The organism is Sulfurimonas sp. (genome assembly GCF_029027405.1).
In the GTDB taxonomy this organism is placed as follows: Bacteria; Campylobacterota; Campylobacteria; order Campylobacterales; family Sulfurimonadaceae; genus Sulfurimonas.
In genome coordinates this window covers 2,174,521-2,197,011 of the sequence record NZ_CP093396.1, presented here as the reverse complement: position 1 = coordinate 2,197,011, position 22,491 = coordinate 2,174,521, and the positions used below count along the sequence as shown (strand labels likewise).

The 22,491-nt window shown below is 29.4% G+C and carries 20 protein-coding genes; 14 read left to right on the top strand and 6 right to left on the bottom strand.

The genetic code is table 11. The annotated features are described in order from the left end of the window. Positions 1–6 precede the first annotated feature (6 nt). A complete protein-coding gene (locus tag MOV42_RS10630) occupies positions 7–1,266 on the bottom strand; it encodes a glycosyl hydrolase (RefSeq protein ID WP_324171159.1) in 1,260 nt (419 codons plus the stop codon). A 61-nt stretch (positions 1,267–1,327) separates the two neighbouring features. Between MOV42_RS10630 and MOV42_RS10625 the strand changes: the two genes are divergently transcribed. Further along, complete coding sequence (locus MOV42_RS10625; protein WP_324171158.1) at positions 1,328–2,653, top strand: UDP-glucose/GDP-mannose dehydrogenase family protein; 1,326 nt, start codon at positions 1,328–1,330, stop codon at positions 2,651–2,653. 3 nt (positions 2,654–2,656) lie between these two features. Next, positions 2,657–3,619 carry a glycosyltransferase family 9 protein gene (locus MOV42_RS10620; RefSeq protein WP_324171157.1) on the top strand — a complete coding sequence of 321 codons (963 nt, stop codon included), beginning with the start codon at positions 2,657–2,659 and terminating at the stop codon, positions 3,617–3,619. 2 nt (positions 3,620–3,621) lie between these two features. Here the strand turns inward: MOV42_RS10620 and MOV42_RS10615 are convergent, their stop codons facing one another. The 3 genes from MOV42_RS10615 to MOV42_RS10605 are packed head-to-tail and all read right to left on the bottom strand — an operon-like array spanning position 3,622 to position 6,603. Further along, positions 3,622–4,767 (bottom strand): glycosyltransferase, encoded by a 1,146-nt coding sequence (locus MOV42_RS10615; RefSeq protein ID WP_324171156.1) that lies wholly within the window; start codon positions 4,765–4,767, stop codon positions 3,622–3,624. Continuing rightward, entirely contained in the window at positions 4,767–5,828 is a 1,062-nt protein-coding gene (locus MOV42_RS10610) for an NAD-dependent epimerase (protein ID WP_324171155.1), read from the bottom strand. The genes MOV42_RS10615 and MOV42_RS10610 overlap by 1 nt, the downstream gene beginning before the upstream one ends. Positions 5,829–5,853: 25 nt before the next feature. Further along, positions 5,854–6,603, bottom strand: coding sequence for a hypothetical protein (locus MOV42_RS10605; RefSeq protein WP_324171154.1), 750 nt, complete (start codon positions 6,601–6,603; stop codon positions 5,854–5,856). Between the two features lie 66 nt (positions 6,604–6,669). Between MOV42_RS10605 and MOV42_RS10600 the strand changes: the two genes are divergently transcribed. Genes MOV42_RS10600 through MOV42_RS10590 form a run of 3 tightly spaced genes read left to right on the top strand, consistent with a single transcriptional unit; the run spans position 6,670 to position 9,342 of the window. Next, complete coding sequence (locus MOV42_RS10600; protein WP_324171153.1) at positions 6,670–7,416, top strand: glycosyltransferase family 2 protein; 747 nt, start codon at positions 6,670–6,672, stop codon at positions 7,414–7,416. Continuing rightward, positions 7,409–8,524, top strand: a complete 1,116-nt coding sequence (locus MOV42_RS10595) for a glycosyltransferase family 4 protein (protein WP_324171152.1) — start codon at positions 7,409–7,411, stop codon at positions 8,522–8,524. Before MOV42_RS10600 ends, MOV42_RS10595 begins: the two co-directional genes overlap by 8 nt. Continuing rightward, the gene (locus MOV42_RS10590) at positions 8,518–9,342 is read left to right on the top strand and encodes a glycosyltransferase (protein WP_324171151.1); all 825 of its coding nucleotides are present in this window, start codon (positions 8,518–8,520) and stop codon (positions 9,340–9,342) included. The genes MOV42_RS10595 and MOV42_RS10590 overlap by 7 nt, the downstream gene beginning before the upstream one ends. On the opposite strand, the gene MOV42_RS10585 is transcribed toward MOV42_RS10590, so the two are convergent. Both MOV42_RS10585 and MOV42_RS10580 read right to left on the bottom strand, forming a co-directional pair. Continuing rightward, the gene (locus tag MOV42_RS10585; protein ID WP_324171150.1) at positions 9,303–10,535 is read right to left on the bottom strand and encodes an O-antigen ligase family protein; all 1,233 of its coding nucleotides are present in this window, start codon (positions 10,533–10,535) and stop codon (positions 9,303–9,305) included. The genes MOV42_RS10590 and MOV42_RS10585 overlap by 40 nt on opposite strands. Position 10,536: 1 nt before the next feature. Beyond that, the gene (locus tag MOV42_RS10580) at positions 10,537–11,403 is read right to left on the bottom strand and encodes an NAD-dependent epimerase/dehydratase family protein (protein ID WP_324171149.1); all 867 of its coding nucleotides are present in this window, start codon (positions 11,401–11,403) and stop codon (positions 10,537–10,539) included. 446 nt (positions 11,404–11,849) lie between these two features. Between MOV42_RS10580 and MOV42_RS10575 the strand changes: the two genes are divergently transcribed. The 9 genes from MOV42_RS10575 to MOV42_RS10535 all read left to right on the top strand — a co-directional run bounded on the left by MOV42_RS10575 (position 11,850) and on the right by MOV42_RS10535 (position 22,053). Then, entirely contained in the window at positions 11,850–13,457 is a 1,608-nt protein-coding gene (locus MOV42_RS10575) for an LTA synthase family protein (protein ID WP_324171148.1), read from the top strand. Positions 13,458–13,465: 8 nt separating this feature from the next. Beyond that, positions 13,466–15,172: an ABC transporter ATP-binding protein gene (locus MOV42_RS10570; RefSeq protein ID WP_324171147.1), complete on the top strand. Its 1,707-nt coding sequence runs from the start codon at positions 13,466–13,468 to the stop codon at positions 15,170–15,172. Between the two features lie 336 nt (positions 15,173–15,508). Continuing rightward, positions 15,509–16,876, top strand: a complete 1,368-nt coding sequence (gene hemN / locus MOV42_RS10565; protein WP_324171146.1) for an oxygen-independent coproporphyrinogen III oxidase — start codon at positions 15,509–15,511, stop codon at positions 16,874–16,876. Between the two features lie 3 nt (positions 16,877–16,879). After that, positions 16,880–18,160, top strand: coding sequence for a (Fe-S)-binding protein (locus MOV42_RS10560; RefSeq protein WP_324171145.1), 1,281 nt, complete (start codon positions 16,880–16,882; stop codon positions 18,158–18,160). Positions 18,161–18,187: 27 nt separating this feature from the next. Continuing rightward, positions 18,188–18,946, top strand: coding sequence for a type I restriction enzyme HsdR N-terminal domain-containing protein (locus MOV42_RS10555; RefSeq protein ID WP_324171144.1), 759 nt, complete (start codon positions 18,188–18,190; stop codon positions 18,944–18,946). Further along, a complete protein-coding gene (locus tag MOV42_RS10550) occupies positions 18,943–20,742 on the top strand; it encodes an Eco47II family restriction endonuclease (RefSeq protein WP_324171143.1) in 1,800 nt (599 codons plus the stop codon). The genes MOV42_RS10555 and MOV42_RS10550 overlap by 4 nt, the downstream gene beginning before the upstream one ends. Beyond that, positions 20,735–20,890: a hypothetical protein gene (locus tag MOV42_RS10545; RefSeq protein ID WP_324171142.1), complete on the top strand. Its 156-nt coding sequence runs from the start codon at positions 20,735–20,737 to the stop codon at positions 20,888–20,890. The genes MOV42_RS10550 and MOV42_RS10545 overlap by 8 nt, the downstream gene beginning before the upstream one ends. Continuing rightward, the gene (locus MOV42_RS10540) at positions 20,891–21,136 is read left to right on the top strand and encodes a hypothetical protein (protein WP_324171141.1); all 246 of its coding nucleotides are present in this window, start codon (positions 20,891–20,893) and stop codon (positions 21,134–21,136) included. Continuing rightward, positions 21,133–22,053, top strand: coding sequence for a hypothetical protein (locus tag MOV42_RS10535; protein ID WP_324171140.1), 921 nt, complete (start codon positions 21,133–21,135; stop codon positions 22,051–22,053). The genes MOV42_RS10540 and MOV42_RS10535 overlap by 4 nt, the downstream gene beginning before the upstream one ends. The last annotated feature ends 438 nt before the right edge of the window (positions 22,054–22,491 follow it).

Here is a 22,491-nt window from a genome sequence, read left to right as displayed (position 1 = left end):
ATGAAATTATACCCCGTCTTTTATGTAGATATATAAAGGAGATGATCCAATTTGTAGAGTCTCATCTTTTATGGACTTTCCTATACTTGAGTAAACATTAAAAAAGTCTTCATTTTTTAATGTTGTTGGTTTTAGTGACCAGTGAATTTGTAGAAGTTTGTCATTTACTAAAAACTGTAAAATATAGTAGCCTCTTTTTATATCAAGTCTTAAAAATTGTGCTTCTTGTAAAGTTTGTAACATGAATTTATATGCATAAAATGCTGAACGCTTTTTAATAGTGTCAATATTATCCACCAGTCCATAACCTCTAGCAATTAGTTGATGCCAAGATACAGAATCTACTTGTTGAGAAGCAAGAGATAAAAAGTAATATCTAAGCATAAAATCTTCATATAACTCTTCACTTACACACTCATGCTCACTTGTAGGAGCATAAGGAGCAGTTTTGCTAATTGGCCAATTTGTTTCTGTAATATGTAGTACATTCTTACTTTTTGGACTAAGCCAAATCATAGTGCTTAAAAGTGCGATTTTATCTGAAAGAGCAAAACCCATCTGCATGTTTTCAGGAGCACCTCGTCTATCTACATACAACAAAGATGCAATACCATCATATTTGTATTTGAAAAAATTAAATAAAGTGTGAGCTGTAAAATGATATTCAAAATCAATGACACCACTTCCTATCAAGGTTATGTTCTTAAATTTGGTCATTTTTAAATTATAAGCAACACTATAAAATTTGTTATATTCATCAACAGAAAAAAATCCCCATTTAGCTCTGTTGATAGTTGAACCAATTTCATAAATATCTATTAGTCCATTTAAACTTGTAAAGATAGTCTTTAAATCTCTTTCTAAGAGTTCTAAGTTTTCAACATGTTCTCTGTCTTGAAGTATTTTAAGTGTTATTTTCCTATTTTTATTTTTTAGTATAAATGTTTTTAGATTTTTAAGTTCATCAATTTCCCAAAGTTTAAAACGAATTAGTATTCTTTTTACATTTAGTTCTTCTAATAGTTCAAGAGTAAGTGCCTCTTCTCTTTTATAATCAACTCCAAGAGAGAAAAAGTTTTTAGAATCAACTTCTTTTCTTTTGACAAAAGGCATCAGGACAAGTGAAACAGGCAAAATGATAAGGCCAGTAAAGATTGTTTTTAAAATTGAAGAAGACTCTTTCTTTCTCATATTATTTTTAAAGTTTTTATCTTTTAGTTGTGCTGGTTGGTCGGAATAATTATCCCATTTAAATGGTTCTTTCATAAGGCGAATTATATCCTTTTTAAGGTAAAATCGTTTAATTATTTTTTTGAGGAATTATTTAATGAAAATATCAGTCATTGGAACAGGTTATGTAGGTTTAGTTGCTGGAGTTTGTTTTGCCCAAATGGGTAACAGCGTGACTTGTATAGATATAGATGAAAAGAAGATAGAAGACTTAAAAAAGGGAATTATTCCTATTTATGAACCTGGTTTAGAAGATATGACCTTAGAAAATTATAAAATAAATACACTTTTTTTTACAACTAAAGCACAAGAAGCAATCGAGAATTCTTCGATATCTTTTATAGCTGTTGGTACTCCAATGGGTGAAGATGGAAGTGCAGATTTACAGTATGTTTTATCTGTTGCAAAAGTTATTGGGCAGTCGATGAAAAACTATATGGTTGTTGTAGATAAGTCTACTGTACCGGTTGGAACTGCAGATAAGGTTAGAGCTACTATTCAAGCTGAACTTGATAAACGAGGTGCTGATATAAAATTTGATATTGTATCAAACCCAGAGTTCTTAAAAGAAGGCGCAGCAATCCAAGACTTTTTGCATCCTGACCGCGTTGTAATTGGAGCTGACAGCAAAAAAGCAATGGATATTATGAGAGAGTTATATTCTCCATTTATGAAGCACCATGATAGATTTATCGGCATGGATATTAAAAGTGCAGAGATGACAAAATATGCAGCAAACTCAATGCTTGCTACTAAAATATCTTTTATGAATGAGATGAGTCAGATTTGTGAGAGAGTTGGAGCAGATATAAATAAAGTAAGAAACGGCATCGGAAGTGATAGTCGTATAGGATATAGTTTTATATATCCAGGTTGTGGTTATGGTGGTAGTTGTTTTCCTAAAGATGTTCAGGCCCTAGCAAAAACAGCAAAAGATTTTGGATATAGTCCAAGAATTTTAGATGCTGTTGAAGCAGTTAATTATGATCAAAAATATGTAATGAGCAACAAAGTAATTGCAAGGTTTGGTGAAAATCTAGATGGAAAAACTTTTGCAATCTGGGGACTTAGTTTTAAACCTGAAACTGATGATATGAGAGAAGCTAGTTCTATTACGATTATAAATGAGTTAACGAAAAAAGGTGCTAAAATTTTAGCTTATGACCCTAAAGCTAGACATGAAGCAGAGAGTCATTACTTAAAAGGTAACGATAAAGTTTCTTATGTTGATAGTAAATATGATGCTTTAAAAGGTGTAGATGCTGTTGTCCTTGTTACAGAATGGAAAGAATTTCGTGCTCCTGATTTTGATGAAATGAAAAAACTTATGAAAAATTCTATTTTCTTTGATGGAAGAAATCAGTTTGAAAAAGAGAAAATGAATGAATATGGTTTTGAGTATTTCCAAATTGGAGCAAACTAAAAGTTGAATATTCTTGTATGTCGCACAGATAAGCTAGGTGATTTTATAACTGCACTTCCAACAATGTATGTTCTAAAGCATCATAATCCTAATAACAGGATTATAGCTTGTGTGGTACCACTAAATAAAACTTTAGCTGAGTCTTGTAGCTTTATAGATGAGGTTATTATAGATGATGAAAATAGTTCTATTTTTTCTCTTGCAAAAAAAATTAAAGAGAAAAAGATAGACGCTTCTATAACTCTTTTTTCCAATACACGAATTGCTATTGCTCAATTTTTAGCACGAATTTCAAAACGAATCGCTCCAGCTACAAAAATTGCACAAATTTTTTATACACATAGAGTAAAGCAGAGAAGAAGTGAAGTTAAGATGGCTGAGTTTGAGTACAATCTTGAGCTAACAACAGAGTTATTTAAAGATATAAAATTTAACTATCCAAAACCACTTTTAAGTTTTGATGATTCTACTCAAGTCTATGATATATTTTGTTTAAATCATGGGGTTAATAGAGAAATCATAGCTTTTCATCTAGGATTTGGTGGGTCTTCAGATGCTAACTGGAATTTAGATGAATATGAAGTATTAATAAAAGAAGTGCTTGATGCTAATAAGTATCAAGTAGTTTTAACTTTTGGACCAGATGAATTAGATCTTTATAAAGAGATGCAAGATAGACTAATGCAATATAATATAATATATTACTACTCTCAAGAAAGCATACTCTATTTTGCAAAACTCATAAGTAAGTTTAAGCTTTTTATATCCACATCAACTGGAACTTATCACTTGGCATCTATGCTTGGAACCCCAACTATGACATTTTTTGCTGATTCACTTTTTGCAAGTTCTGCTAGATGGAAAAGTATTGGAGATGAAAAACTTCAGCAAAATTTTGAGATACCATCTGATAGATTTAAAAGAGACGAGTTGTTTGAAAAGGTAAAAGGTTTACTTAATAGTTGAAATTACAAGTAAGCCTTGATATAGTTCTTTACAATTTCGGAGGGTGTGTATCTCTCTAATTGTTTAGTGTAATCAACATTATTAGTGCTATTTAAAAGTTCTATTATTTTTTTTGCAACTTCTTTTTTCTCAAAACTAGTTAGATTTTTTGATAATTCATCTGACATAATATCAAGTGTGCCACCTCTACCTCTAGTGGAAACTATATTTGTTTCACATGCTAAAGACTCTAATAATACATTAGGAAGTCCTTCATTAAGTGAAGTAAAAACAAATAACTCGGCTTTTTTTAACCATGGATATGGATTTGTTAGTGCTCCAGTAAAATAAACATCATTACAAAGATTAAGTTTTTGTACTTGTTTTTCTAAAGTAGATTTAAGATTACCATCACCCACTATTACAAGTTTATGATCTAGTCCTAAATCATACTTGGCATAAGCAAATGCATCTATTAGTAAAGAAATATTTTTAACTGGTGCTAATCTACCAATATTTATAATATATTTACTATTAATATCTGGTTCATACTCAAGAGCCCTTTGTTTAATCAACTTAGTATTTATTGGACTTGGAATTACATATAAATTTTTGTAATTAACTTTACTGTTTTTAAAGTCAACTTCCAACTCTTTAAATACACTTGGTGCATTACACATGATTTGTTTATTAGAGAAAATAAGTCTTCTAAAAAAATTATTTAAGGGTGTTTTGTATTTCCTTAATATATTTACTTGTTGTATTACAAGTTTATCACTATTGTATGTCCAAATCATTTCGAAAGTACCTTGACCACGAATAATTATTAAATCAAATTTTCCATATTTTTTTTCTAGTTGTTTTAATTTATAATTGAATATTGGTGATAGTAAAAGACCTTGCCATACGAAATAACTATGTCTAATTATACCGTTTAGTAATTTTGCGATTAAATTTAAAATAACACCTATAATTGTGAGTTTTAATAATTTTTCTAATTCAAATAGGTGTGTTTTTACAGATTTATTTGGTGATAGAGATTTGTCTTTAGCTTTGAAATAAATTAAATGACTCTCATGTCCTTCATTTGCAAAAGTATCAGCTAGATTTATAGCTGCTCTTTCCATTCCACCTATTTTAAGACTTTTTACTATAACTGCTGTTCTCATTATTTATCTTGCATTTTGTAAAATTCTTTATACCACTTAACGAATGCTTCAATACCTTCATCTAAGTTTACTGATGGTTGATAGTTTAAGTCTAAAATTAAATCATCAACATCTGCAAATGTCGATTCTACATCACCATCTTGCATTGGAAGCATCTCTTTATCTGCTTCTTTTTTTAAGTGCTTTTCAATAGTTTTAATAAAATCTAGAAGCTTAATGGGTTTGTTATTTCCAATATTATATAGCTTATAGTTCGCAGATGATATGTCTGGACTTGGATTATTTGCATCCCAACTGTTGGATGATGAAGCTGGATTGTCTATTATTTTAACAAGACCATTAACGATATCCCCAACATAGGTAAAGTCACGGCTCATATTTCCATTATTAAAGACTTTTATTGGTCTATTGTTTAATATGGCATCTGTAAAAAGCATAGGAGCCATATCAGGTCTTCCCCATGGTCCATAAACAGTAAAAAATCTAACCCCAGTGGTATGTATACCATATAGATGAGCATATGTATGGCCCATCAATTCATTAGATTTTTTAGTTGCTGCATATAAACTAACAGGATGATCAGTAGAATCAGATGTTTTAAATGGTTGAGTTTTATTTAGTCCATAAACAGAAGAACTAGATGCAAAGCATAAGTTTTTAACATTATAGTTTCTGCATCCCTCTAGAATATTTAAAAATCCAACTACATTACTTTGTACATAAGTATGTGGATTTTCTATAGAATACCTTACCCCAGCTTGTGCAGCTAAATTACAAACAGCATCAAAATTATTTTCTTTAAATATTTTATCTATGTGAACATTATCCGAAATATCGGCTTTTATGAATGTGAAGTTTTCAAATTTTACTGACTCTTTAGAACTGTCTAGATGTTCATTCTCTAACTCCACACCAAGTTCTTTAAGACGACCAAGTTTAAGGTTTACATCATAATAGTCATTTAGATTGTCGATACCAACTACAATATCACCTCTCTCAAGAAGTTTCTTAGATAAAAACATTCCTATAAAACCAGCACTGCCTGTTACTAGTATTTTCATAAATTACCTTTGGTGTTATATTTATTTATGATTGTTTACCCTTTATTTTTCTTTTAAAATTAACTTTTATTTCTAAAATTTTTGCTTCATTTAAAGCTATTTCAATAGCTTTGTCCTCATTTAGATTTGCAGCTATAGCATACTCTTTTGCTAAAAGAATCAAGTCGTTTTTATCTTTTGCCCAAAATTTATTTAAGTTTTTTAAACCTTCATAGCCTTCAATAGATTTAAATTCCATTCTATTAATATCAACAAGTGAAAATTTATATATGTTATCCATTTTAGTTATTAATATATTTCCAAGAGAATAGTCTACATGCCAAACACCTTTTTTATGAATCTCATAGGTAAACTTAGCAAACTGTTTTAAAATTTCTTTGTGATTATCTACTTTATGATGGAAGACTTCTCGAATGGTAAAGTCATATGGCTCATAAGATGAGATAAAATAACTATTAGATAAAAGACCATAATTGAAAAATTCTATTATTCCTATAGGCTCTGGAGTACTAACCCCAAGTTTTATTAGTCTACTTGCGTTATGGTAAGATTTTTTAGCTTTTCCATCTCTTAAAAATGTGTAAGCAAATCTATTTATAATATGCGGAATTTTAAATGATTTAATTACACACTTTATACTATCTAATTCGACTATTTTAAGTTCATTTCTAGCTTTATGAATAGTGTTATTAGAACTTAAAAATATTTTTTTTATATCAAGTAAGTCATTTAAAAAAAAATTATATTTTGTATTTATTTCATGTTTATGTGACAAAGATAAAGCCTTTAGTTATGTATAACTGATATTTGGATAGAATTCATGAATATACTTAGGAATTTTATGAAAAAATATATTACGGCCAATATTATAACACTTAATGAAGAAGAAAACATTAAAATTGTTATAAAATCAGTTCAAGAAGTTTGTGATGAAGTCTTAGTCATTGATTCATTTAGTTCAGATAAAACTTGTCAGATTGCAGAATCAATGGGTGCTAAAGTTGTGAAGCAAAAGTATCTTGGTGACGGTGGACAGAAAGCTTTTGGTGCTCCTTTGACTAAGAACAAATGGATTTTAAGCATAGATGCTGATGAGAGATTAGATATTAATGCTATCGAAGCTATAAAAAATATTGATTTGGAATCAACTTCTTATGAAGCTTTTTCATTTGCAAGAAAAACATTTGTAGGTAAGAATTTTATAAAGCTTTGGTACCCTGATCGTGTAACTAGACTTTATAATCGAGATTTGTGTGGTTACTCTACAGAAGGTGGGCATGCAAAAGTAGAGAGTGAAAATATAAAAGCATTAGATGCTGCCATGCTTCACTACTCTTATGAAGATTATTCTCATATGATAAAAACAACACATAAGTTTATAACACGAGGAGCTAGAATATCATATGAAGATGGAAAAAGAGCTTCTGTATTTGACCCATTTGTTCATGGAATAGGAGCTTTATTTAAAGCACTAGTATTAAAAGGTGGAGCATTCCATGGAATACATGGGTGGAATGTGGCTGTAATCTCTGCTTTTAGTTCTTATATGAAATATGCTTTGATGTTGGAGAAACAAGAAAATGAGTAAAACAATAATTTTAGAACTTTGTATGTCTCCTGATTTAGGTGGACTTGAACTTTATATGCTGAGAGCTGCAAAAGCTTTAGGCAGTGACTTTAATGTTATAAGCGTCATAAATGAAAATTCAAAGTTAGAACAGTATTACGATGAAAATGATAAATATATAAAAATAAAAAAAATATCTAATCTTTTTATGTTTGGTGCCGCTAAAAAACTTGCAAATATTATAGATACAGAACAAGTAGAAATTATTCATATGCATTGGACAAAAGATATTCCTTTCGTAGTTTTGGCAAAAATGCTTTCTAATAAAAAACCAAAAATTGCTCAAACCAGAAATATGACTATGACTAGATTTAAAGATGATTTCTATCATAGACTTATGTATAAAAACATGGACCTGATGCTACCTGTAACATTTCAGGTAAAAGAGCAGTTAGAGAAGTTTATACCCCAAGATATACGACCAAAGATTGAAGTATTGTATATGGGTTCAGATAAACCTGAAATTCTAAGTGATGATGAAGTCACTAAACTAAAATCAGAATTGAATTTTGATACTAATATTTTTAATCTTGGACTAGTAGGTCGCATAAATGAAGCAAAAGGACAGCATCTGCTTATAAAAGCTGTTGATATTTTAATAAAACAAGGTTTAAATGTAAATGCATACTTTGTTGGACATGCGATGGAAGAATCTTACTTAGAGATGTTAAAAAAAGATGTTAAAGATAGAACACTTGAAAATAATATACATTTTTTAGGCTTTATGAAAAATCCACACCACTTTTATCAAGCTTGTGATGCTGTTGTGCTTGCATCTAAGAAAGAGACTTTTGGACTTGTTCTTATAGAGGCTATGCAAGTTGGTACTGCTGTTATTGGTGCAAACAGTGGTGGGGTCATTGAGATAATAGATGATGAAAAAACTGGTTTACTCTTTGAGAGTAAAAATTATGAAAGTTTGGCTTCGTCAATAGAAAAACTGATAAATAATTCAGAATTACTCTCAGATATAGCAAAAGGTGGACAAAAAAAATGTGATGAAAAGTTTTCTAATAAGTTGCAGTTTGAGAAATTATCTAAAATATTTCAAGAGGAACTTAGGTGTTAGTCTCTGTAATTATTCCAACATATAAAGATTTAGAAGCCCTAGAACTTATTCTAAAAGCTTTAGAATCTCAAACATATAAAAATTTTGAAGTTGTTGTAGCAGAAGATAATGATTCTGATGATGTGAAAGAATATTTGAAAGATAATAATCTAAAATTAAAAATTAAACATTACTCACAAGCAGATGATGGATATCAAAAACCAAAAGCATTAAATGGCGCAGTTAAGCTTTGTGAAGGTGAATACATTATTTTTTTTGATGGAGATTGTTTACCTTATTCAAACTTTGTAGAAGCTCATATTGGTAATGCTAATTATAATTATGTATTATGTGGCAGAAGAGTAAATCTTGGAGATGAATATTCTCATTACTTAAGATCTAAGAAAATAAATGTGAAGGAATTAGAGAAGCATTTTTTTAAAAACTATTTTAAAATGAAAAAGGATGGAGCTAGACATTTGGAATGTGGAATGAAAGTTATACTTAAGTTGAAGTTTAATAAATTACTAAAAACGAAAACAGCATTAATTGGATGTAACTTTTCCCTACATAAGAAAAATTTATTAATGATAAACGGCTTTGATGAATCTTACTCTAAAAATACAACTTTAGCAGATGATGTAGACTTAGAATGGAGGTTGCAAGCGCTTGGTTTAAGTGTCAAAAGTGTCAAATACTCAGCACATCTATTACACTTAAATCATCCTAGAGCGAATAGAGTTAGGGATAACCTTGATAATTTAAAAATTATGAATAATAAAAAGCTTAAGAATAAGTTTTATTGTTCTTCTGGAATATTAAGACCTAAGCTTTCTTGATATGATATAGCATTAAATAGAGCCGCAAATGTACATAATAAAACTAAAGGGTTCATAATATGAAAAGAAAAACCACCCATGGAATGCATAAAGAATAACAAACTAAAAGATACTGTTAACAATTTATATTCTTTTGTTTTAAATTTAAGAGTAAGTAATATATAAAATACAAAAATAGGAACAAGCAATCCTAATATACCAAGTTGGACAGCATATTGCACAAAAGTATTATGATAGTCACTCTTTTTTGTATAGTTGATATTAAGAAGTTCTGAATATGCATTAGTGTCTTCCATCTCTCCGCCGATACCTTTCCCCAAAAGAGGGTTGTCTATAAAAATTTTACTACCAATTATCCATAATGAAACTCGTTGACCGACAGACCCAGAGAAATTGTTGTTACTAATGTTAATAATATCTACTTCTAATTGAGAAATTCTATTTTTAAAATTAGGGCTAAAATTATATGCTAGTGTTAATGTTAATGCTATACCTATTACTGAACTTAATATTATCCTGAAGGAAGTTTTAAAATAAATTAAAACCATAATAAATATAGATATTAAAAATGCTATTTGACCTGTCCTCCCTCCATTTATAAAAAGATTTGATATGCCAGTTAAAAAATAAAATAAATAAAAAATTTTCCATTTAATTTCATTCTTTTTAAATAACTTAGTCAGTATTATCATTAAAGCAAAAGCTAAAAAAATACTATAATCAATATGGTTTATGAAGGGTGATGGATCAGTAGGTAGAATATTTTTATATGTCCATATTTCAAAAAATATGCCATATGACATGATTTCACTTATAAACATACTTGTTAAAAAAGCATTTAAAATATATTTAATATATTCTAATTTAAGCGAGGTAAGTATAATAGGAATTGTTAAATAATGCCAATATTTTCTAATAATAAAATCTAGAGCATACAATATATCTGGTGACCATAAAAGAGACAAAAAACTAAAACCTATTAGGAACATGAAAGTTAAGCTTAGTTTATCATGCTTAATAATATTTAGTTTATCAAGAAATTTTCCTTCAGCAAGCCACGATAAAATCATAAGTGCCATAAAGATACTGACTAGGGCTTTGGATATAGGTATTGAAAATGCAAAACCTATAAAAAAAATATTTGTTAGTTTATTAAAGTCAATTCGTTTTAATTTATTTGTAGTTAATTCCATATTATCTCCAATTATTAGCTCTTGAAGCTTCAATATATTGTTTAATAGTTCTAGTTGGTTTCCATCCAAGAGCTTGCGTTTTAGAAATCATAACATCTGCGGTCATCCTGTTACCTTTTCTCTCAGGTAGCATTTTTATTTTTCCATTATACATCTCAGCAATCTCTTTAATGCTGTAAGATTCAGGACTTCCTATGCCAAATTCATCGCCGTAACCATTCTCACCGACTAAAACCAAACCGTCTATGATGTCATCTATATGAGTAAAGTTTCTTTTCTGAGTACCGGGACTTACTATTGTAAGTGGCTCATTGTTTTTCATTTTCTCTTTGAAAAGTGCTATAAGTGTTGCATATTTTCCAGTTTGAATCTCTCTGTTCCCGTAAACATTATAAAAATATGTAATTGCATATGGAACATTAAACCAAGCTCCATAATTTTGAACAAGTTCAGTGTTTGAAGCTTTTGTCCATGCATACGGAGATGCACTTCTCCCTAGTCCTCCATCGCCAAATTTTGTAGAACTTCCAGCATAAAGTATCTTGCATCCATGTTTTCTGACAAATTGTAAAACTGCGAAAATTCCATCTTTGTTAAACCTCCAAACTTCTTCAATATCATCAAAGCTTTGCTCGACTCTTGAATACTCTCCAAGATGATAGACCATGTCTGGCGTAAATGTAATCAATTTGGCTATATCTACAGTAGAACCTTCTATATACTTAACATTAGGTACATGATTTTTTTTAGAACCTGTAAAGTAATTGTCTAAAGAATATACATCGTTATTTCCATCTTGTGCTAAGCGTTCGCATAGATTACTACCAACAAATCCTGCCCCACCTGTCACTAATATTTGTTTTTTCATCAATTAGCCTTGAGTTTAAATATTTATTTATATTACTAAAAAGATGATTAAAAAGAGTATAATTCCAAATGGAAAAATACCAACATTTCAATTTTTTAATTAATTTACTATATTCGATATTGAAACTATCTTTAGTTGTTTTATTCCTTATGACTTTGTCGAGACTATACTTATTTTTAAATTATGCAATATCAGGCAGTTATTCGTATTTTGAGCTTTTTGATGCTTTTTTCCTAGGATTTAGATTAGATGCAAGTATGTTAGCCTATATCAATTTTGTTGGAGTTTTACTAATATTTATTATATGGTTATTGAGAATGAAATTCTTGCAAAACCATTTATATACTTTTTATAGAGTCTACTTTATATTTTTTTTGACATTCTTGGCTTTTATTACATTTATAGATTTAACATATTTTTCTTTTTTTGGGGAACATTCTACGCTCATGATTTTTGGTGTTTTTGATGATGATACTGAAGCTCTTATCCATACAGCATTTAACAACTATAATGTAGTGCTAGTTGCATTATTGTTAGTAGTTTTTTTTAGTTTTTTATATTTTTTAATCTTTAATATGATAAAAGTTACTAAAAGATTTGAACTAAAATTAAGCTGGCTAAAACAGTTAAGTTTTTTTCTTATTCTTATTATAAGTGTGGCTCTTTTAGGTAGGGGGTCAGTAGGTATATTTCCTCTCGCTTATAGCATTTCAGATGTGAGTAAGGATCAACTTGTAAATAAACTTCCACAAACTCCTAGCTTTGCAATTTTTGATTCATATAATCAGTATACAAAAAGTAAGTCAGGTAATTATAATCTTATTAAAATGTCTGGTTATAAAGGTAATATGCCAAAAGCTTTTGAAGTATTTAGACAAACTAAGGAAATTGATAGAGAAAATCTTTTAAATAATCTGGTTCAAAAAACATCTAAGGCTGAGCATTTAAAAGGTAGGCTACCCCATGTAGTTGTTGTTATGGTTGAGAGTTTCGGTATGCCTCTGCTTGATTATCAAAGTGATACTTTTAATATTATGGGGAAAATTAAAAAACATTTTGAAGAAGATATTTTATTTACATCTTTTATTTCAAGTTCAAACGGCACAATAGTATCTCTAGAACCACTTCTTTTAAACATAACAGCTCGCCCAAACTCAACATCTTTTGCCCAGAGTTCATATTTAAATACGCACTTCACACAAGCAAGTGCAAAGGTCTATGCAGATGCAGGTTATAAGACAAGTTTTGTTTACGGTGGAGATTTATTTTGGAGAAATATTGGTAGTTTTATGTCAAGACAGGGCTTTAATCAGATAGTAGGGAAAGGGGCAATAGCAAAATCGTTAGATAAAAATATAGGTGCAATTTCTCATGATTGGGGCGTATTTGATGAGTATCTTTATCAGTATGTGTATGAGATTTTAAAAGATGCTACAGAGCCACAATTTATTTTTGTATTAACAACTAATAATCACCCTCCATACACTATTCCATCTCATTATAAATCAAATTCTTTAGAGGTTTCAGCAGATTTAAAAAAACATATTAGTGGTAACCTTAGTCTAGTTAAAAAAAGATTTAAAGATTATGCTTATGCGGTTGATAGTGCGGGTGAGTTTTTGGATAAAATAAAGTCTTCAGCTTTGTCTAAAAATAGTGTGGTAGCAATTACAGCTGATAATAATACTGTTGAAGGTGTAATGAAGTACGATGATTATTATACTCAATCTAAAAGAGTTCCTTTTTATATCTATTTACCAGATGCTTTAATACCTAAAGCGGTAATTGATACAACCGTAGCTTCATCACATAAGGATATCTTCCCAACACTTTATAATTTAACCCTTTATAATAAGGAGTATACTGCAATCGGAACTAATTTATTTAATAATAATACTTTGCATTGTGGTTTTAATGATGCAGGTGTTATAATGGCAAAAGAGGGTGGATTTAAAGCTACAAAAGCTGTGTCTGATGAGCAAAAAAAATGTTATGAATATTATAAAGCTTCATTGTCAGTAACTGAGTATTTAATAAAGTCACATAAAAAATAGGAAAATATTTGAATAAAGTTTTAAAGCGTTTTTGGCCATATATAAAAGAGTACAAGTTACAATATCTTTTAGTTTTATTTGGGATTATTTTAACAGTTGCAGCAACAACTGCAACTGCTTATATTATGAAACCATTGATGGATGATATGTTTATAAATAGAAAAGAAGAGATGCTCTATCTGATTCCACTTGGTTTAGTCGGCATATATTTTGTAAAAGCGATTGGACGATATATACAGTCAGTTTATATGAACTACATCGGACTGCATATAGTCACTCGTTTTAGAGAGATGCTCTTAGCTAAGATGATAAGTTTAGACATGGGTTTTTTATATTTAAACCGTAGTGGTGAGCTTATTTCTCGTGTGACAAATGATATTGGAAGAATTCAATATTTTGTATCAAACATGCTTCCTGAGTTGTTTCGTGAGTCTTTGAGTGTTGTGGCTCTTGTCGCGTATACTATTTATTTAAACCCTCTTCTTGCCCTTTATTCTTTAGTTGTCGTACCACTTGTGATTTATCCTTTAATTTTAATTGCAAAAAAACTTAAAAAATATTCTCGACGTTCACAAGAAAAAAATGCAGATGTTGTAACAAGGCTTACAGAAGTTTTTAACAACTCTGAAATTATAAAAGCAAATGCAACAGAAAAGTTTGAAATAAATCGTTTTAGTGTACAAAATTGGCAGTTTTTTAAGATAAATATGAAGTCTGTTTATGTTGGTGAAATAGTTTCTCCAATGATGGAAATTATAGGTGCAGCTGGACTTGCAGCAGTTATATATATAGGTGGAAAAGAAGTTTACAATGAAAGTATGACAGTTGGAGAATTTACAGCTTTTTTAACGGCTGTTGGACTTGTATTTCAACCTATCCGTCGTATCGGTTCAATTTACTCCAAAATTCAAGATGCAGTAGCTGCTAGTGAGAGAGTTTTTGAAATATTTGATACTAAAAGTAAAACGATAGATGGAGAGGATATTTTAGATATTGACATAAAAAGTGTTGAGTTTAAAAATGTAAGTCTTAAGTATGATGAAACTTATGCTTTAAAAGATATAGATATATCTATGAAAGAGGGTGAAAACATTGCACTTGTTGGAGATAGTGGAGGCGGTAAAAGTACATTTATAAATATGCTTCTTCGTTTCTATGATAGTGAAAATGGTGAAATTTTAATAAATTCAAAAAATATAAAAGAGTACACTTTAGAATCTTTAAAACATCATATCTCTTTAGTGACTCAACGCATCTATATATTTCAAGATACTCTTGCTTTAAATGTTGCTTATGGACAAAAGGTAGATGAGAATAAAGTTAATGAAGCTTTGAAGTTAGCAGATGCTTGGGATTTTGTGGAGTCTTTAGAAGAAGGCATCTATACTAAGATGGAAGAATTTGGAGCAAATCTTTCTGGTGGTCAGCGTCAAAGAGTTGCCATAGCAAGAGCCATATATAAACATTCATCGCTTCTTCTTTTTGATGAAGCAACTTCAGCTCTTGATAATGAGAGTGAAAAAAGAATTCAAGAAGCTCTTGATAAATATACAAAAGATAAAATCACTATCACTATCGCTCATAGACTAAGCACCATAAAACATGCTGATAAAATTTTAGTTATTCAAAAAGGTTGCATAGTCGCATCTGGAAATCACGATGAGCTTTTAGCTGATTGTGAAATTTATCAAAGATTAGCTGGAAAGTTTGAATAATATAATTAATAGACTTATTAGTAAAATTTAGAGATAATCGCGGTAATAAAGTTACAGACCATAGATAACTTCATACTCAATGAGAAGAGAAGCTATAAGATATAAGGCGAAAGTTCGCATGAGCTACTAGTAGCTTAAAGAGCTTTTAACGAAGTAGCTTGTAGCTTATCTTCTCACCCGAAGGGCAACATTTAAAAGATTCATCTTCTGCGTTAAACTTTCTTTAACGATACTCGTATCGCCAAAGAAAGTTTGCCTTGAACCTAAACCTTTTAAATGTTGTTGAGAATAAAGTTATCTATGGTCTGTAACTTAAATAAACATGGATTATACAATATGCTCGATTTTGCAAAATTTACAAAATACTCAAAACCTGGACCAAGATATACAAGTTACCCAACTGCACTAGAATTTAGTGATGCTTATGGATATGAAGAGTACATCAAAAAAATAGAGTCACAAGTTACTTCTAGACCTTTAAGTCTTTACTTTCATTTGCCATTTTGCAGAAATGCTTGTTATTTTTGTGGCTGTAATGTTGTTTTTACCTCTAAAGAAGACAAAATGCTTCGTTATATGGACTATTTAAAAAGAGAATTAGAAATTTTATCTAAGCATCTAGACTGTAAACGGAATGTTATACAGATGCACTTTGGTGGTGGAACCCCAACTTTTTTTACAGCTTCTCAATTAAAAGAAATTATAGAGAATATAAAATCATACTTTCCAAACTTTATAGATGGTGCAGAAATAAGTTGTGAGATAGACCCTAGACATATCGATGAAGACCAGATGCGTGTGATGAGTGAAGCAGGTTTCAATCGTGTAAGTTTTGGTATTCAAGATTTTAACGAAAAAGTTCAAGTGGCAGTTCATAGGGTTCAGCCTTATGCGATAACTAAAGATGCAATGGATTTAGCTAGAAAATACAATATGCACTCGGTAAATACTGACCTTATTTATGGACTTCCATATCAAACACTAGAAACTTTTAAAGAAACTTTATCTCTTGCTTTAACACTTGACCCAGATAGATTTGCAGTTTTCAACTATGCTCATGTTCCTTGGATGAAAAAAACTATGAGAAAGATTGATGAAACAAGTCTTCCTCCCCCAGATGAAAAATTACAAATCATGCAATATACAATAGACTTTTTAACTTCTCATGGTTATAAAATGATTGGAATGGATCACTTTGCTAAACCAGAAGATGAACTTTTTAAGGCTATAAAAAAAGGTGAACTTCATAGAAATTTTCAAGGTTATACAACAAAAGGTGGAGCTGACTTAATCGGGGTTGGATTAACTTCTATCGGTGAAGGTGTTGACTCATATAATCAAAACTTTAAAGATATGAAAGAGTATGAAAAAGCCATAGATGCTGGAAAGTTACCATTTGAAAGGGGAGTTGTTTTAAATGAAGATGACCAAATAAGACAATTTGTAATTATGGAGTTGATGAGTAACTTTAAACTTGATATTAAAAGGTTTGATAAGTTATTTAATGTAGAGTTTAAAACATATTTTGCAGATGCGATAGAAGCACTTAAACCATTTGTCGAAGATGAACTTTTAACTATGGATGAAGAGCATATAGAGTGTAGTGAAACTGGAACTTTGCTTATTAGAAATATTGCGATGCCTTTTGATGCTTATATGAAAAAACATGCAGCAAACTCTAAGACATTTTCAAAAACGGTGTAGATATTGAGTAAAACAAGAGAGGAAATTTTCAATTATATAGATATAACTGATGACTGTATTAAATGTGCAAAGTGTGTTCCTGTTTGTACTATTTACAGAGTAAATCCAGATGAGGTAACTTCTCCTCGTGGTTTTTTAGACCTTTTAGGGGCGTATCAAAGAGGAAACCTAGACTTAGATGAAAATGTAAAAGAGATTTTTGAGAGTTGTTTTTTATGTACCGCTTGTGTTGAAGTATGTCCAAAATCACTTCCAACAGATATGGTAATAGAGCAAGTTCGTTCAGACATAGCAAAAAAGTTTGGTATTGCTTGGTATAAGAGAGCTTTTTTTCTCTTGCTTCGTCATAGATGGATGAATGATTTAGCTTTTAAGCTAGGTTGGGTTTTTCAAACTTGTGGATTTAAGATAAAAGCTGACATAGACTCTATGAACTCTCGTTTTTCATTTCCAATGTTAAAAGCAGATAGACTTCTTCCAAGTCTTACAAAAACATCATTTTTAAATTCTCACCCTGAAAATATAAATAATGGTGGAAAAAGAAAAGTAGCGATTTTTATAGGCTGTTTAGGAAATTACAATTACAAAGATGTTGGAGAAGGACTTTTAGAGATACTAAAACATTTAGAAATAGATGCTTTTTTAGCAAAGAGTCAAAAATGTTGTTCTGCTCCTGCTTATTTTACGGGCGATTTTGATACAGTTGATTATAACGCTAAGTTTAATATAGAGTATTTTGAGAGTTTTAGTAGTGATGTTGAGGCTATTATAGTTCCAGAAGCAACCTGTTCTGCAATGCTAAAAATTGACTATGAACACTACTTTCATGACCAACCTGAGTGGAAGGCTAGGGCAATAGCTATTAAAGATAAAATTTTTATGGCTACAGAGTGGCTCCAACATCACACGCATCTAGAAGAACTTTTAGCATCTAAGAAAAAAGACACTCAAATAGTTACATACCATGATCCTTGTCATGCAAAAAAGATGCAAGGTATTCATAAAGAACCAAGGAATTTGATAAGTCAAAATTACAATATTGTAGAGATGAGTGACCCAAACTCTTGTTGTGGATTTGGTGGTGTGACTATGCAGAGTGAGAAATATCACTTTGCAAAAGCTGCTGGTCTTCCAAAAGCAGCTATGATAAAAAATACAAAAGCAGATATCGTAAGTGCCGAGTGTAGTGCTTGTCGTATGCAGATAAATAACTCTATGGGGAACGAAGCTACTACTATATTTAAAAATCCTATTGAGCTTATTGCTGAAGCTTTGAGGAAATAAAACATTTATCAAATTAGGGGTTAAGCTATGAAAATAAGTGAAATACTAAAAGATACTAACTATAAACTAACTCAATTTAAAACTGAACAAATCCAAGAGATAGACTCTTTGATTTTTGAAAAAGAATTAAGAGGTAATCAAGTAAATTTTATAAAATGCTTAGTTAGACAAAAAGATATACAAGTTAAGCGAGAAGAGTTAGTACGACAACTTTTTTTATTATCACTTCATAAAGATTATGATTATCCTTATAGTCGTATGCAAATAGAATATGCAGTACATTTTGGAAGAGAAGTGAAACGAGCTGATATAGTTATCATGGACAAGGTACAGCCTACTGTTCCTTATATCGTCATAGAAGTAAAAAAGCCAAAATTAAAAGATGGAAAAGAGCAGTTAAAGAGTTATTGTAACTCTACGGGTGCAACTATTGCTATATGGAGTAATGGTGAACAAACTATTTATTATCATAGAAAAGACCCTAATTATTTTGAGCCTATTCCTGATATTCCAAAAGCAAACAAATCATTAAGAGATGTTTTACAAGAAAAATTTACTATACAAGATTTAATCAAAAAAGATATTTTAAAAACTCAAAAAAGAAGTCTTAAAAGTATCGTTTTAGATATGGAAGATGAAATCATAGAACTTACCCCTTCTCATCTGTCTGTTTGTGTTTTATCACCTCAGGATGTAAAACTTTTTAATTCAAATCTCGATGTTATAGATATGTGTGTAAAGATAATGAACCCAAAAGAAGATGAGTATGTTAGGTTAGCAAGTTGAAAATAATTACAAAAGAATATAATGTTATTGAACTATTTGCAGGTGCAGGTGGTTTAGCTTTAGGATTGGAACAAGCAGGATTTAACACTAAAATCACTGTTGAAATCAATAAATGGGCAACTAAAACTTTATTAAAAAATAGACCACATTGGAATGTTATACAAGAAGATATAACAAAAATTTCAAAAAATGGAATAAAAAGTTATTTACAAGACAATCAAGAAATAGATTTATTATCAGGGGGTTATCCTTGTCAATCGTTTAGTTATGCAGGTAAAAAACTAGGACTAGAAGACACAAGAGGAACACTCTTTTGGGATTTTGCAAAAATCTTAAAAGAAGTTAAACCAAAAATGTTTTTAGCTGAAAATGTAAAAGGCTTGGCAACTCACGACAAGGGAAATACATTACAAATAATGTTAGATATATTTAAAGAAGTTGGTTATTCTGTAACTTATAAAGTTTTAAATTCATTAGATTATGGTGTTGCTCAAAAAAGACAAAGAATTTTAATAATCGGAATAAGAAATGATATTAAAGAAAAGATTGGGGTAGATTATACATTTCCTAAACCATATAAAAAACAATTAGTTTTAAAAGATATATTAAGAAATGTTCCACATTCTCCATGTGCTACATACAATGATAAGAAAAAAGAGGTTTTAAAACATGTGAAACCTGGTGGTTGTTGGCGAGATTTACCTGATGATATAGCTAGAGAATATATGAAAACCACTTATTTTATGGGTGGTGGAAGGACTGGAATAGCCAGAAGATTATCTTGGGATGAACCAGGATTAACTGTACTATGTACACCAGCACAGAAGCAAACTGAAAGGTGTCATCCTGATGAACTAAGACCATTTAGTGTTAGAGAAAATGCAAGAATACAATCATTTCCAGACGAGTGGATTTTTGAGGGTTCAATAGCAGAACAATACAAACAAATTGGTAATGCAGTTCCTGTAAATATGGCAAAAGAAATAGGATTATCAATAATAAAGTATTTAGATAAATTAAAAGAGGTAAAAAAAATGAGAGAATATAATTTAAGTTTTATAAGTGATGTGAATTTATTTAACCATGTGAAAGAAACAATAGAAAAATATAGATTTAAAATTAATTTAAAAGAATTCAATAAGAATTTAATTGACCCAATTAAATTAACATTTGATTCTAAAATTTATGGAAAAACGATAGAAGATATTATTGAAGCAGAATCAATAAGGCAAATGGATAAATCAAATAGTAATACTCTAGGATATTTTCAGCAAAATTTTTTTAAGTATATTGTTAATGGGAAGACTAAAGAAGCAAACTGGAGTGTACCTAAAAAAGGTTTTGATATTATTAATGATGTTGATAAAATTTATGTTGAAATGAAAAATAAACACAATACAATGAATTCTAAATCATCTCCTGCAACATACATGATGATGCAAAATAAATTACTAGAAGATGAAAAAGCAACTTGTATGCTTGTTGAAGTAATAGCAAAATATAGTCAAAATATAAAATGGGCAGTATCTCTAAATGGTAATCCAATGTCAAATGATAGAATTAGAAGAGTTTCTATTGATAAGTTTTATGAAATAGTAACAGGAGAAAAAGAAGCTTTTAAACAATTAGTTGAAGCTTTACCCCAAGTGATGGACGATGTCTTAACAGAAATACAACAAAATGGTATTGAAAATACTGTATTTGAAGAACTAGAAGGTATAGATGAGAATATATTAAAAAGTTTATATTTATTATCATTTAAGAAATATGAAGGTTTCTCTAGTTTAAATGTTTAATCAAAAAGATGGAACGGTAGGAATAGCTTATAATATTAAAAAAGATACAAATATTATAACTTTTGGTGCAATACTTCATTTAACAATAAAAGACAATAAAGTATTACCTGAATACTTAACACTTGTATTAAATAGTTTAGTAGTATAAATGCAAAGTCAAAGAGATGCAGGTGGTTCTATAATAAAACATTGGAAACCATCAGAGATAGGAGAGGTTTTAATTCCTATTATAGATGATATAATCCAAACTAAAATAGAAGAAAAAGTAAAAGAATCTTTTAAATTAAAAGAAGAATCAAAACAACTTTTAGAAGTAGCTAAAAGAGCTGTTGAGATTGCTATTGAAGATGGGAAAAATTTGGCTATGGAATATATTGAGGATAATAACAAATGAAAACAATTAAGATTGCATTTTATAAATTAGAATCAAAAATAAATAGGAAACGACAATCATATTTCATGTATAAAAGTTTTCAAGAATCTTTAAATGAATTGGCTACAAAATTAGATGGAGATACAAATAGACAGGTAATTGATACAAATAAAAATGGACTTGAAACATCTATTTGGTTTGATTATATTAATGAAAAAGAATATTTTAATTTTGATAATATATATTATTTTTTATTAGCAAAAGATGTATCTAGTATAATGAAAGAAGACAAAAAGAATAATAAGCTATCTCATCAAAATATAATAGATGACGAGATACATTTAAAAATTCCTGCACATTTTGTTTACTTTCCAGATAAACAAGTTTTAGGTGTTGAAGAAATTGAAAACGCTCCATCTAAATCAGTTATTGAACGAGCTATTAAAAGTTATATTATAGAAAATGTTAAATTCTCACCAATTCAAAGAGAAGATCCAATTAGCAGATTAAATACATTTTTAGAGGCTATCGAAAGTGTAGAAATTGATATGAAAAACTTTTCATCTATATTAAAAGATATAGATGGAGATGAGTATTTGAACTTCATAAGAACAAATAAATCAAAATTAAAAATTAAAACATATTTAGATACAGATAAAGGAAGAAAATATGTTTTTGATATTTTTTCTAAATTATTTAATAAAAATGTAGAAAATGAAATTTTAAAAAATATATCAAATATGAGTGTCAAGTATAAAAATGAAGAATCTCAGCTAGAAGCGTTATCTCTTATAGATAATTTTTTGGTTTTTAAAAAAGATAGAGAAGTTTATTTAGAAGAATTTCAAAGTATGGAAGATAATGTACAAAGAAGATTGAAATATTCAAAAAGTATATATGAGACAATCATTGATTTTTATGATGAGCATTATGAATAATATATCAATAATTTTAAATATAATTGAAAAAATACTAGTTGGTAATAATAATATTTCTATGTATCTAATAACTTTAATCGCAGGATTATTTGGTTTTATTATAGCTTCAATCCCATTGACTATACAAATTCTAGAAATAAAAAATAATAAAAATATTGATAGAATAAATGATAATCCTATAATGAAAAAGAAAATATTTGAACGATATATAAGCCTTATCAAAGCATCATTTTATCTATTTTTATTTATCTTATTTATTGAATTGTCAAAAATTGTATTTTTACCAAATATACTAGTCCTAATTTTATTGTTTATTGTATATGGTGTCTTAATATTTTATTTTTTAAGACAATTGTATAAACTGATAAATATATTAAAAGAGTTAATATATTTATATATAGACTAACCTAAGGAAATGTGGTAATGACTAAAAACTTA

What these genes read in the sequence shown, in the direction of transcription:
- MOV42_RS10630 (WP_324171159.1), bottom strand. Translation starts at nt 1,266, where the DNA reads ATGAAAGAACCATTTAAATGGGATAATTATTCCGACCAACCAGCACAA.
- MOV42_RS10625 (WP_324171158.1), top strand. Translation starts at nt 1,328, where the DNA reads ATGAAAATATCAGTCATTGGAACAGGTTATGTAGGTTTAGTTGCTGGA.
- MOV42_RS10615 (WP_324171156.1), bottom strand. Translation starts at nt 4,767, where the DNA reads ATGAGAACAGCAGTTATAGTAAAAAGTCTTAAAATAGGTGGAATGGAA.
- MOV42_RS10610 (WP_324171155.1), bottom strand. Translation starts at nt 5,828, where the DNA reads ATGAAAATACTAGTAACAGGCAGTGCTGGTTTTATAGGAATGTTTTTA.
- MOV42_RS10600 (WP_324171153.1), top strand. Translation starts at nt 6,670, where the DNA reads ATGAAAAAATATATTACGGCCAATATTATAACACTTAATGAAGAAGAA.
- MOV42_RS10595 (WP_324171152.1), top strand. Translation starts at nt 7,409, where the DNA reads ATGAGTAAAACAATAATTTTAGAACTTTGTATGTCTCCTGATTTAGGT.
- MOV42_RS10585 (WP_324171150.1), bottom strand. Translation starts at nt 10,535, where the DNA reads ATGGAATTAACTACAAATAAATTAAAACGAATTGACTTTAATAAACTA.
- MOV42_RS10580 (WP_324171149.1), bottom strand. Translation starts at nt 11,403, where the DNA reads ATGAAAAAACAAATATTAGTGACAGGTGGGGCAGGATTTGTTGGTAGT.
- MOV42_RS10575 (WP_324171148.1), top strand. Translation starts at nt 11,850, where the DNA reads ATGATTTTTGGTGTTTTTGATGATGATACTGAAGCTCTTATCCATACA.
- hemN (WP_324171146.1), top strand. Translation starts at nt 15,509, where the DNA reads ATGCTCGATTTTGCAAAATTTACAAAATACTCAAAACCTGGACCAAGA.
- MOV42_RS10555 (WP_324171144.1), top strand. Translation starts at nt 18,188, where the DNA reads ATGAAAATAAGTGAAATACTAAAAGATACTAACTATAAACTAACTCAA.
- MOV42_RS10545 (WP_324171142.1), top strand. Translation starts at nt 20,735, where the DNA reads ATGTTTAATCAAAAAGATGGAACGGTAGGAATAGCTTATAATATTAAA.
- MOV42_RS10540 (WP_324171141.1), top strand. Translation starts at nt 20,891, where the DNA reads ATGCAAAGTCAAAGAGATGCAGGTGGTTCTATAATAAAACATTGGAAA.
- MOV42_RS10535 (WP_324171140.1), top strand. Translation starts at nt 21,133, where the DNA reads ATGAAAACAATTAAGATTGCATTTTATAAATTAGAATCAAAAATAAAT.